Annotated in this window: 8 protein-coding genes; 1 reads left to right on the top strand and 7 read right to left on the bottom strand. The window is 70.1% G+C overall.

Translation table 11 applies throughout. From position 1 onward, the window contains the following. Positions 1-25 precede the first annotated feature (25 nt). From kdpA to ABZ297_RS22115, 7 genes are all read right to left on the bottom strand, one after another. A complete protein-coding gene (gene kdpA, locus ABZ297_RS22085; RefSeq protein WP_355349073.1) occupies positions 26-1,687 on the bottom strand; it encodes a potassium-transporting ATPase subunit KdpA in 1,662 nt (553 codons plus the stop codon). Beyond that, positions 1,687-1,776, bottom strand: a complete 90-nt coding sequence (gene kdpF / locus ABZ297_RS22090; protein WP_355349076.1) for a K(+)-transporting ATPase subunit F — start codon at positions 1,774-1,776, stop codon at positions 1,687-1,689. The genes kdpA and kdpF overlap by 1 nt, the downstream gene beginning before the upstream one ends. Positions 1,777-2,141: 365 nt before the next feature. Further along, positions 2,142-3,008: a hypothetical protein gene (locus tag ABZ297_RS22095; protein WP_355349079.1), complete on the bottom strand. Its 867-nt coding sequence runs from the start codon at positions 3,006-3,008 to the stop codon at positions 2,142-2,144. After that, positions 3,005-3,346, bottom strand: a complete 342-nt coding sequence (locus tag ABZ297_RS22100) for a hypothetical protein (protein ID WP_355349082.1) — start codon at positions 3,344-3,346, stop codon at positions 3,005-3,007. Before ABZ297_RS22100 ends, ABZ297_RS22095 begins: the two co-directional genes overlap by 4 nt. Positions 3,347-3,487: 141 nt before the next feature. Beyond that, complete coding sequence (locus tag ABZ297_RS22105) at positions 3,488-5,398, bottom strand: amino acid transporter (protein WP_355349085.1); 1,911 nt, start codon at positions 5,396-5,398, stop codon at positions 3,488-3,490. Between the two features lie 226 nt (positions 5,399-5,624). Continuing rightward, the gene (locus ABZ297_RS22110; protein ID WP_355349088.1) at positions 5,625-6,629 is read right to left on the bottom strand and encodes a sporulation protein; all 1,005 of its coding nucleotides are present in this window, start codon (positions 6,627-6,629) and stop codon (positions 5,625-5,627) included. 126 nt (positions 6,630-6,755) lie between these two features. Continuing rightward, a complete protein-coding gene (locus ABZ297_RS22115) occupies positions 6,756-9,065 on the bottom strand; it encodes a LuxR C-terminal-related transcriptional regulator (RefSeq protein WP_355349091.1) in 2,310 nt (769 codons plus the stop codon). A 458-nt stretch (positions 9,066-9,523) separates the two neighbouring features. On the opposite strand from ABZ297_RS22115, the gene ABZ297_RS22120 reads away from it, so the two are divergent. Then, positions 9,524-11,046: glycosyl hydrolase (locus ABZ297_RS22120; RefSeq protein WP_355349094.1), on the top strand; the 1,523-nt coding region annotated here is incomplete at its 3' end.

Here is an 11,046-nt window from a genome sequence, read left to right on the forward strand (position 1 = left end):
CGCTTCGAGCACTGGGGATGACATGTCAGAGCAGTCCTTCTGCGAGGGGGCCGAGCGCGAGCGCCGGGAGGAACGTCAGGGCGACCAGGATGAGCGTCACGCCGACGACCATGCCGACGAACTGCGGCCGGTGGGTGGGCAGCGTGCCCGCGGAGACCGGAACCGGCGCCTGCCTGGCCAGCGACCCTGCCAGCGCCAGGACGAGCACGATCGGCAGGAACCGGCCGAACGCCATGCACAGGCCGAGCGTGGTGTTGTGGAAGGGGGTGTTCACGCTGACACCCGCGAACGCGGAGCCGTTGTTGTTCGATGCGCTCGTGTAGGCGTAGAGGATCTCCGACAGCCCGTGCGGCCCGGCGTTCAGGATCGCCGCGCGGCCCGTCTGCGTGGCCATCGCCACGGAGGTGCCGACCAGCACCAGCATCGGGGTGACCAGGAAGTACAGGGAGGCCAGCTTGATCTCGCGGGCGCCGATCTTCTTGCCCAGGTACTCCGGCGTGCGACCGACCATCAGGCCCGCCACGAACACCGTGATCACGGCGAGGATCAGGATTCCGTACAGACCCGATCCGACGCCGCCCGGCGCGACCTCGCCGAGCAGCATGTTGAAGATCAGCATGCCGCCGCCGATGGCCGTGTAGGAGTCGTGGAAGGAGTCGACGGCGCCTGTGGACGTCAGCGTGGTGGCGGTGGCGAACGTGCCCGAGTTCGACACCCCGAAGCGGGCCTCCCTGCCCTCCATGGCCTGGCCGATCGCCTGCGGCACGGTGCCGTTCGCGCTCAGCTCCGACCAGTTCGTCACGCCGAGGCTGATGAGGGCGATGACCGCCATGACCGAGACGATCGCGTATCCCTGCCGGTTGTCGCCGACCATCCGGCCGAACGTGCGCGGCATGCAGAACGCGATCACCACCAGCAGGAAGATGGTCAGCCAGTTCGTCCAGGACGTCGGATTCTCGAACGGATGGGCGGAGTTGGCGTTGAAGATGCCGCCGCCGTTGGTGCCCAGGTCCTTGATGGCCTCCTGGCTGGCCGCGGCGGCCGGGGTGAACGTCTGCTCGCCTCCGGTCAGCGTGGCCCAGGTGAAGTGGTCACCGAAGTTCTGGATGGCGCCGCCGGCCACCAGCAGGAGCGCGCCGACGAACGCGATCGGCAGCAGGATGCGGAGCGTGCCGCGGACCAGGTCGACCCAGAAGTTGCCCAGGGTGTCGGACTTCTTGCGGGCGAAGCCGCGCACCAGCGCCATGGCCACCGACATGCCGACGGCCGCCGACACGAAGTTCTGCACGGCCAGGCCCGCGGTCTGCACCACGTGCCCCATGGTCGACTCGCCCGAGTACGCCTGCCAGTTGGTATTGGTGACGAAGCTGACGGCGGTGTTCCAGGCCATCGCGGGCTCGACGGGCTTCATGCCGAGGCTCAGGAACAGGTGGTCCTGGATGCGCTGCAGGCCGTACAGGAACAGGATCGACAGCACCGAGAAGGCCAGCACGCCGCGCGCGTAGACGCCCCAGCGCTGCTCGGTGTCGGGCTTGACGCCGAGCAGCCGGTAGATCACCCGCTCGACGGCGCTGTGCCGGGCGCCGGTGTAGACGCGGTACATGTAGTCGCCCAGCGGCCGGTAGCACAGGGCCAGGGCGAGGATGAGGGACCCCATGAAGAGGATCCCGGCCATCGTCGGGGGCATCAGAAACGCTCCGGGAAGAGAAGGGCCACGACGATGAAGATCACCAGGCCGACGACCACGGCGAGACCGATGGCGTTGACGGCGCTCACAGGTCTTCCTCCGTCAGACCTGCGAGCGCGGCGCTGCTGTGTCCGATGGTTCGCTCGCTGCGCTCCCTCACAGGTCCTCCTCCGTCAGACCTGCGAGCGCGGCGCTGCTGTGTCCGATGGTTCGCTCGCTCACAGCCGTTCCACCGCCTTGACGACCAGCCCGAGGATCACGAAGACCGCGATCGTCAGGGCGACGAAGATGACGTCTGCCATCCCCACTCCTCAGTTCCGGAAAGGACTTTCTCGACCACCGGACAGGTGGTCACAAGGAAAGCAAATCCCGGAATTTGGGGGATTTTGCACTTCTTGACGGCTTTCATACGCCATGAGGCGGATTGTTGACACGATCCCTACGAGCGAGCGGCTCACTCCCACGGAACGGCGTAGGAGCCGTCCTCGTCCTGCTCCGGGACGTGCCGACCGGTGACGGTCTGACTGCCGCTCGCGACGTCGTTGACGGCCTTGGCACCCGCCGCCTGCGCGAAGCCCGCGCGCAGCGGCATCTCGCCGCCCAGGCCCTGGGCGGTCAGGTCACGCTCGAACCGGTTCGCGGAGCCCCAGACGAGAAGGGGGCCCTGCGCGAGGGTGCCCGCGGCGAGGTCGCCAATCGTGCTGAAGTCCCCGTCGACCGCCTCGACCAGGATGTCGCCCGCGATCGTGACGCCCAGCGCCCCGGCGGCGACGTGGAGCACGGTGTCCACCCCGGACTCCACCATCTGGTAGACGGCGTACATGTCCGCCAGCACGTTGTGCGCCAGGACGCGGGCGCCCACGAGGCTGATGGGGGTGACGGTCGCGAGGAGCACCCAGGCGGCGACGGCCGCCATCGCCGTGGCCACCAGCCACTGGAACATGACCATCGCGAGCAGGGCGGCAGCCACCACGTAGAGCACGGCGGCGGTGACGCGGGCCCGGATATGGATGCTCGCCAGGTCCCCGAGATAGCGGTCCATCCGGTGTTGGAAGGCCCTGCCGTCCTCGCTCCGCCAGCCCTTTACTGAGACCCCGCCGACGAGTTCCCCGATGCGACGCCTGGCCTCGCCCACGTCGTCCGCGATCTTGAGCCAGGTTCCGGCGGCGTCGAAGAACGCCTTGGGGTCGTACTGGTGGATGTACATCCTGCCGACGAACGGCCAGCCGAGGGGCACGCCCAGCGCCGACAGCGTCAGCGCCGCGCCCGCCCCGACCTCGAGGCTCAGCTTCGCCAGCCGGGCTCCGCCGTCGAGCGTCACGCCGTTCTCAGCGTGCTGGCGTGCTCCGCGGCCACCCAGGTGGCGAGGGACGCACCGAGCCCGTCGTGCACCTGGACCGTGTCCTCGGCCTTGTGCCTGAGCTCCTGGGCGGTGCACGCCTCGACCTCGTTGTAGGCGAGGGCCAGTGAGTAGGTGAAGGAGGTGAACGCCGACTCCGCCACGGTCAGGCCGACGAGGGCAGCGAGCGCGTCGTCGAGCGGCGCGGCCGCGTCCGCGAGCCCGGACCTGATCTCGCGGAGCCGGTCGCGCTCGATCTCGATCTCGTACGGGCTCGCGGGCTCGGGCACCGGGAAGGGCGGCCAGCCGTACTGGTCCATGAACAAATCCCCCTTTTTGCGCATTCGTTCATCGACTCTGCCCCGCCCCGGCACGGCTCGTGGTCGTCCTGACGCAACCGCTACGCGGATACCCCGAACCCTTGCGGAGTCTTGACGCGCAAAAAGACCAAGGGGGGCGCCTCACCCGACGTGGACGTGCGGCCTGCGCTCGAGGTCGGGCTCCGCCTTGCGGAGCACCTCGCGGGTGAGAGGGGGCACGTCGCCACCGCCGAAGACGAGGTAACGCAGCATCGCCACGATCGGGTTGCCCTCGGCCCAGTGGAAGTAGATGTGCGGCGGGCGGCCGGTGCGGTCGCGCAGGTAGAGCAGCAGCGCCGCGAGCGAGTTCGGCACCGCAGAGCTCTCGATGCGCAGGATCTTGTGCCCGTATCGCTCCTCGCCCATGACGTGCAGCTCGGTCTCGAACTCCGAGGCGTCGGGCACGGAGACCTCCACGAACATGACCGGCTCGGAGCTGCGCAGCCGATGGTTGATCCACTGCTCGCGCAGCTTGTCGTTGTACTCGCGCTGGTCGCGCTCGTGCGGCTCGTTGGCGATCAGGTGGATCTCGCCGGCCGCCCCGTTGACGAACTCCTCCGCCAGCGGATCAAGACGTACCTCGGTGACGCGCAGCTCCGTGGAGCGGGTCGCCCGCGAGACCAGCGAGGTGACGATGATGGCCGCGATGAAGAACGAGGCGATCTTGACCCCGTCGGGACGCTCGAAGACGTTGTCCACCAGCGTGTACGCCAGGACCGCCGCGATCAGGCCGAACCCGGCCGTCGCCCCGCGCTGACGCTTCCGGTACGCCGACAGCGTCACCGCGACCGCCGCCGACAGCATCAGCACCAGCACGCCGGTCGCGTACGCGCCGCCCTGCGCGTCCACGTCCGCGTCGAAGATGATCGTGATCGCGCACCCGATGACCGAGAACACCAGCACGAGCGGGCGCACCGCGCCCGTCCACTCCGGCGCCATGCCGTACCGGGGCAGGTACCGCGGCACCAGGTTGATCAGGCCCGCCATCGCCGAGGCCCCGGCGAACCAGAGGATCGCGATCGTGCTCACGTCGTACGCGGTGCCGAACCAGTCGCCGAGGTAGCCGTGGGCCAGGTACGCCAGGGCGCGCCCGTTCGCCCTGCCGCCCTCCAGGAACTCCTGGTGCGGGATGAGCACGGTGGTCAGGAAGCTGGTGAAGATCAGGAAGACGCTCATGATCACCGCGGCCGTGGTGAGCAGCCGTCTCGTGCCCTGGATCCGCTGCTGGACGTCGCCCTTGACCACCGGCATCACGGCCACGCCGGTCTCGAACCCGGACATGCCCAGCGCGAGCTTGGGCATCACCAGGAGCGACAGCCCGATCATCGCCAGCGGGCTGCTGTAGTTCACGCTCAGCGCCTGTTTCCAGTCGACGACCAGGTGGGGGGCTTCCAGCAGGTGGACGATCGCGGCGGCCACCACCACCGCGTTGAGTCCGAGGTAGACGAAGACGAGCACGACCGCGATGCCGATCGCCTCGGTGAACCCCATCAGGAACACCCCGCCGAGCAGCGCCAGCAGGACGAGCGTGACCAGCACCCGCTGCCCCTGCAGGAAATCGGGGACGAACGGGTTCTCCAGGATGTGCGCGGTGGCGTCGGCCGCCGACAGCGTCATCGTGATCACGAAGTCCGTGGCCGCGAACCCGAGCAGGGCCAGCACGAAGAACTTGCCCCACCACTGCGGCGCGAGCTTCTCCAGCATCGCGATCGAGCCCTGCCCGTACGGGCTCTCCGCGGCCACCCGCCGGTAGACCGGCAGCGCGCCCAGCAACGTCAGCGCCACCAGGAGCAGGGTGGCCAGCGGCGACAGCAGCCCGGCCGCCAGCGCGGCGATCCCCGGCTGGTAGCCCAGCGTGGAGAAGTAGTCGACGCCGGTCAGGCACATCACCCGCCACCACGGGTGCTTCACGTGCGGGCCGTGCTCGATCTGCTTACGGTCGGTCTGCAGGCCCTCCAACAGCCACGATCGCAGCGTCCTCTCCGTCGGCCCTGGCCGTTCCGCCAGCACCATTCCGGCCACCCCCACATCAAGACCACGTAAAGCCGGATTGCACACTACTCACGGCAAAGGGGCGTTTTACCAGGTGAAGGCGTCAAGAAAACGTCAATACGATGTGTCGATCACTCACGGAGAGTGACGCGGCAAGGCCGTCCCCTGGAGGCGACGGTGGCACGTGAAACAGCCCGCCACCGAACCGGTGACGGGCTGCCGACTCATGGGCCCCTGCGGGCGAGGCCTACCAGTCGCTGTCTCCGCCCTCGTCCTCGTCGCCTTCGAAGATCTCCTCGACGATCTCGCCCGCCACGAGACCGCCTACCACACCGGCGGCGCCGGCCGCGGCCACCGCGCCCCAGCCGGGCCCGCTGCGGTGCTGCTCGTAGTGCGGCTCGTGGTGGCCGTAGTGCTGCGGGTTGCCGTAGTCGCCGTGGTGGCCGCCGTGGCCATACCCGGGGTGGCCGTAGCCGCCGTGGGCGTACTGGCTCAGCCCGGCCAGCCAGCGGTCGATCTCGCTGGGCCAGTCGGTGCGCAGGGCGTCCTCGTGGCTGACGTGGAAGCGGCCGATGGCGTCGCCGGAGGAGTAGCGGCCCGCGCGCTTGTCAGCCTCCAGGACGACCTCCAGCCCCGACGGGCTCGCCACGAAGGTGAGCTCGACCTCGCCCACGACCCCGGCGTGCTGGCTGGGCGGGTAGAACTCGATCTCCTGGTAGAACGGCAGCTCCTGGTGCACCCCGTACAGGTGCCCGGCCTCCAGGTCGGCGGAGTTGAAGTAGAAGCCGAGCTGCAGGAACGCGTCCAGGATGCGCAGCTGCGACGGCAGCGGCTCGACCGCGATCATGTCGAGATCGCCCTTGTCGACGGCCTTGGCGATGGCCAGCTCGGTGCGGACGCCGAGCGCCATGCCCGCCAGCGGCCGGCCGCCGATCTCGCTGATCGGCGTCTCCCACGGCACCGGGACCTGGAAGTCGATGGTGCGGTTCTCGCCCTTGCGCAGCGTGAACGGGCCGGAGACCTGGACGCGGGAGAACTCGCCGAGCCCGGCCTGCTCGCCGTCGCCGTGCTCGATCTCCACCCGTGCGACCAGGCCGAGGGTGATGTGCTCGATGTCGGCGTCGAAGTCCCCGCCGGAGAGCCGGACCTCGCCGGACAGCAGCCCGCCCGGCTGGATCCGCGAGGTGGCCAGGACGGTGTCCACCGAGGGGGCGCCGACGCCGAAAGCACCCAGCATCCGTTTGAAGACCACGGCTTGTTCTCCCTGTCGAAGGTTGTTTGTGTCAGCCGCACGCCTAAACGATCAACACGGGGGCGGGGTTCCGCCGGAAAGCAGATCGCAGCCTGGCCGCCACACCCGGCGGGAGGGCCACCGGCGCTAGTCCTGGCCGCCGACCCAGGCGGCGATCTGGACGCGCGAGTTGAACCCGAGCTTGGACAGGATGTGCTCGACGTGCCCCTCTGCGGTCCGCTGGGCGATCACCAGCGCGGCCGCGATCTCCTTGTTGCTCATCCCCTCGGCGACGAGCCTGGCGATCTCCATCTCCCTGCGGGTCAGCTGCGAGGGCTCTCGCGAGCGCCGCTGATCCGACATCCTGTCGACCATGGCGCACTCGAACGCCTCCTCGTGGGTGAGCCCGGTGCCCCGCTGGATGGCGGCGTCGAACCTCCTGTCGCCGAGCATCTCCCGTGCCGCCGTCTCGCACTCGTCGTGGTACCCGCCGAGGTAGCCGAACAGCGGGCCGCCGAAGGAGCGCCAGATCTCCCGCAGGGCTCCCAGCAGGACGGCGGCGCGCTCGCCGTCGCCACTGCCGGCGGCCATCCAGGCCAGCGCCTCGGTGCACAGGGCCTGGCCCAGGCGGTCGTCGAAGGGCTCCTTGAGCCGCATGGCCTGGCGCTCCATCTCCACGCCTCGCCGCGTGTCGCCCTGCCTCCACACCTCGATGCCGAACATCCACAGCGCGTACGACCTGAACCAGTGCTCGCGTTGCGCCTCGCAGATGGTCAGACACTCCTCGAACAGCGCGACGGCCTCCTCGGAGTCGCCGAGGAGCGAGTGCGCGGTGGCGAGGTAGATCAGCGAGTTCACGATGCCCATCGGGTCGTCGGTCCGGCGGTGACCTTCGAGCGCCTCGCCGAGGAGGGTCAGCGCTCCTGTGAGGTCCCGCCTGACCAGGGCCGCGAGGCCGGAGACGTACGCGGCTCCCGCCATGACCGCCGGGTCGTCGAACCTGCGGCCCAGCTCGCGGGCCTCGTCCAGCATGACCGCCGCGACCGCGAAGTCGCTCTGCAGGACGGCGAGCCGCGCGTTGAGGCACAGAGCCCGGGCGCGGGTGGGGGTCGGCTCCGTGTCGATGGCGAGCAGGTGGCCGAGCCGGTTGCGCCCCTCGTGCAGGGAGCCGGCGGCGATCCAGTAGTACCGTAGCGCCGTCGCGATGACCAGGCCGGGCTCGATCTCGCCGGGTGTGGACAGGCAGAAGTCCAGGGCCGTGCGGAGGTTGCCGTGCTCGGTGCGCAGCCGCGCGAACCAGGCGACCTGGTCGGGCCCGTACCAGCCGTGCTGCGCGCGGAGCACGAGGTCCTGGCACCAGTCGCGGTGCCGGCGCCGCACCTCGGTCTCCCTGCCGGACTCGCGCAGCCGGTCGCGTCCGTACTGGCGGATGGTCTCCAGCAGCCGGTACCGCACCGACGAGTCATGCTCTTCCCGGACGAGGATGGACTTGTCCACCAAGCCGATCATCAGGCCGGCGATCTCCTCGGGGGTGATGCCGTCGCCGGTGCACACCTGCTCGGCCGCTTCCAGGTCCAGACCGCCGGTGAACACGGACAGCCGCTCCCAGAGCAGGCGCTCGTGCTCGGTGCACAGGGTGTAGCTCCAGTCGATCAGCGCCCGCAGCGTCTGCTGCCGGGGCAGCGCGGCCCGTGACCCCACCGTGAGCAGCCGGAACCGGTCCTCCAGCCGTGTCAGCAGCTGGTCGACGGAGATGGCCCGCAACCGGACGGCCGCCAGCTCGATCGCGAGCGGGATGCCGTCGAGGCCCCGGCAGAGCCGCGCCACGGTCTCCCTGTTGGCGTCGGTGACGGCGAAGCCGGGCAGCACGGCCTTGGCGCGCTCGGCGAGCAGCCGTACCGCGTCCAGTTGCGCCAGTGCATCGGTGGAGAGCATGGCGCTCTCGCGGTCCGGCATCGGCAGTGCCGGCACGGGCATCGTCTGCTCGCCCGGCACGCCGAGCGCCTGCCGGCTGGTCGCCAGGATTCGGAGCTCGGGCGCGGCGCGGACCAGTATCTCCGCCAGGACGGCGGACGCGTCGAGCAGGTGCTCGCAGTTGTCGAGGACCAGGAGCAGCTGCTTGTCGCGCAGGTGGTCGGTGAGAACCTCCATCGTGGGCCGCACGGAGCGGTCATGGATGTCCAGGGTTTCGGCCACCATCTGGGGGAGCAGCTCGGGGTTCTCCAATGCCGCGAGCTCGACCAGCCACACGCCGTCGCGGAACGCGCGCCGCAGGTCGACCGCGACCCGCAGGGCCAGCCGGGTCTTGCCGACGCCCCCCACGCCGACGAGCGTCACCAGCCTGGAATCGGCCAGCAACCGCTTGACCTCGGCTGTTTCGTGCCGGCGCCCCACGAAGCTGGTCAGCTCGGCGGGCAGCCTGGACGTCCTCGCGCTGTTCGATGCCACCTCAGTCATGGATGCTCCACCCGCTCAGCCCTCGGGTCACCAGGTCGTCAGGGCTGAGCCGACATAATCCAGATTACGCCCGGACCGATTCCCCCGCGCGTCCTCCACCAGCGGCCCTGGCGACCGCAGACCGGTCATCCGCCCAGGTCAGGCCGGCACGCCCCCGTGGGAGTGATCCCGCGGCCCCTGTCACGGAACTTAGCAAACTTGATGTGAACGTAACATGCATGATAACGCGAGGTGAGCGGCTCAGCGTCCGGCTCTTACCGGGAGGATCACCGGCACATCGGCGAGAGTCGCTCGCTGCGCTCCCCTGGGCGGGAGTGCCACCGACGGGATGTGCCGAGATTTTAACGCTGGACAGCGTGAGGATCACATGCCAATGTGAAGGCCGCGTTACGACACGCTCCCCTCCGCCTCCCCTGCCGTCCCGCCGCGGCGCAGGTCATCCCCCCACTGGAGCCGTCATGACCCTGCCGCCGGAACTCGCCGAGATCCTGCGCGAACCGCCCCGCACCCACTCCCCCGCGGCCATCTGGTGGTGGAGCGGCGAGCCGCTGCGGCGCGACCGGCTGCGCTGGCAGCTCGAACGGTTCGTCGAGGGCGGCGTGTGGAACCTGGTGATCCTCAACCTGGCGCCGTCAGGGCCGATGTTCGGCTCCGACGCCGACGACCCGCCGTTCTTCTCCGAAGCCTGGTGGGCCCTGCTGGAGCAGGTGTGCGACGACGCCGCGGAGCTCGGGGTCTCCCTGTGGTTCTACGACCAGCTCGGCTTCTCGGGCGCCGACATCCAGGCCCGCCTCGTCGACGAGGAGCCCCGCTTCGCCGGCCGGTGGCTGGCCCCCGATGGGTCGGTGACCACCCGCGGCTTCGACTACCTGTCCGCCGAGGCGTGCGCGGCGCTGATCGACCGCGTCCACGGCGAGTTCGAGCGCAGGCTCGGGCACCGGCTCGGCGGCGTCATCGCCGGCTCCTTCCAGGACGAGCTGCCCACGATCCCCACCTGGTCGGCCGATTTCGCCGCGGAGTTCGAGCGGCGCCGCGGCTACGACCTCGTCCCCCACCTGCCGATGCTGTGGCAGGACGGCGGCGAGGCGGGCCGTGTCCGCCGCGACTACCAGCGCACCCGAGCCGAGCTCGCGGAGGAGGCGTTCTTCCGGCCGCTCGCCGCGTGGCACGACCGCCACGGCCTGCTCAGCGGCTGCGACCAGCAGGACCCGGCCCGTGCCGGGCACCCGGTCGAAGGCGTCCAGCTGTACGCCGACTACGCGCGCACCCACCGCTGGTTCAGCGCGCCCGGCTCCGACCACCACGGCGACGCCCGCGTGCACTCCTCGCTCGCCCACCTGTACGGCAGGCCGCGCACCTGGATCGAGGCGTTCCACTCCAGCGGATGGGGCGGCACGCTGGAGGAGACGTTCGACTGGCTGCTCCCCTGGCTGCGCGCCGGGGCCACCCTGTACAACCCGCACGCCGTGTACTACACGACCAAGGCCGGATGGTGGGAGTGGGCCCCGCCGTCCACGGACTGGCGTCAGCCGTACTGGCGGCACCACCGCGTCTTCGCCGACGCCGTCACCCGCCTGTGCGCGGCGCTCTCGCTCGGACGCCACGACTGCGACATCGCGGTCCTCATACCCACGGCGACCGTCCAGTCCGGCACCCGGCTCGACGGCGTGGACGCGGAGGCGTCCCGGGCGCAGCAGGTCTACCGGGAGATCGTGGGCGAGATGGCGTGGTTCCGCATGATCCCCGGCACCCTGGACCTCCTCGGCCTCGACGCCGACGTCATCGACGACGACTCGATCCAACGCGCCACCCTCCGGCCCTCCCCGCCTGATGCCGGGGACCCCCGGCAGGAGGTCGCGGCGCGGTTGGAGGTCGCGGAAGAGTCCTATGCCGCGATCGTCCTGCCCGCGTGCACGACGCTCGACCCGGCGACCGAGCGGGCGCTCGCCGGGTTCGCCGCCGCGGGCGGGCTGGACGTCGC

Source organism: Nonomuraea sp. NPDC005983 (assembly GCF_040614375.1).
Classification (GTDB): Bacteria; Actinomycetota; Actinomycetes; order Streptosporangiales; family Streptosporangiaceae; genus Nonomuraea.

What these genes read in the sequence shown, in the direction of transcription:
- kdpA (WP_355349073.1), bottom strand. Translation starts at nt 1,687, where the DNA reads ATGCCCCCGACGATGGCCGGGATCCTCTTCATGGGGTCCCTCATCCTC.
- ABZ297_RS22100 (WP_355349082.1), bottom strand. Translation starts at nt 3,346, where the DNA reads ATGGACCAGTACGGCTGGCCGCCCTTCCCGGTGCCCGAGCCCGCGAGC.
- ABZ297_RS22115 (WP_355349091.1), bottom strand. Translation starts at nt 9,065, where the DNA reads ATGACTGAGGTGGCATCGAACAGCGCGAGGACGTCCAGGCTGCCCGCC.
- ABZ297_RS22105 (WP_355349085.1), bottom strand. Translation starts at nt 5,398, where the DNA reads ATGGTGCTGGCGGAACGGCCAGGGCCGACGGAGAGGACGCTGCGATCG.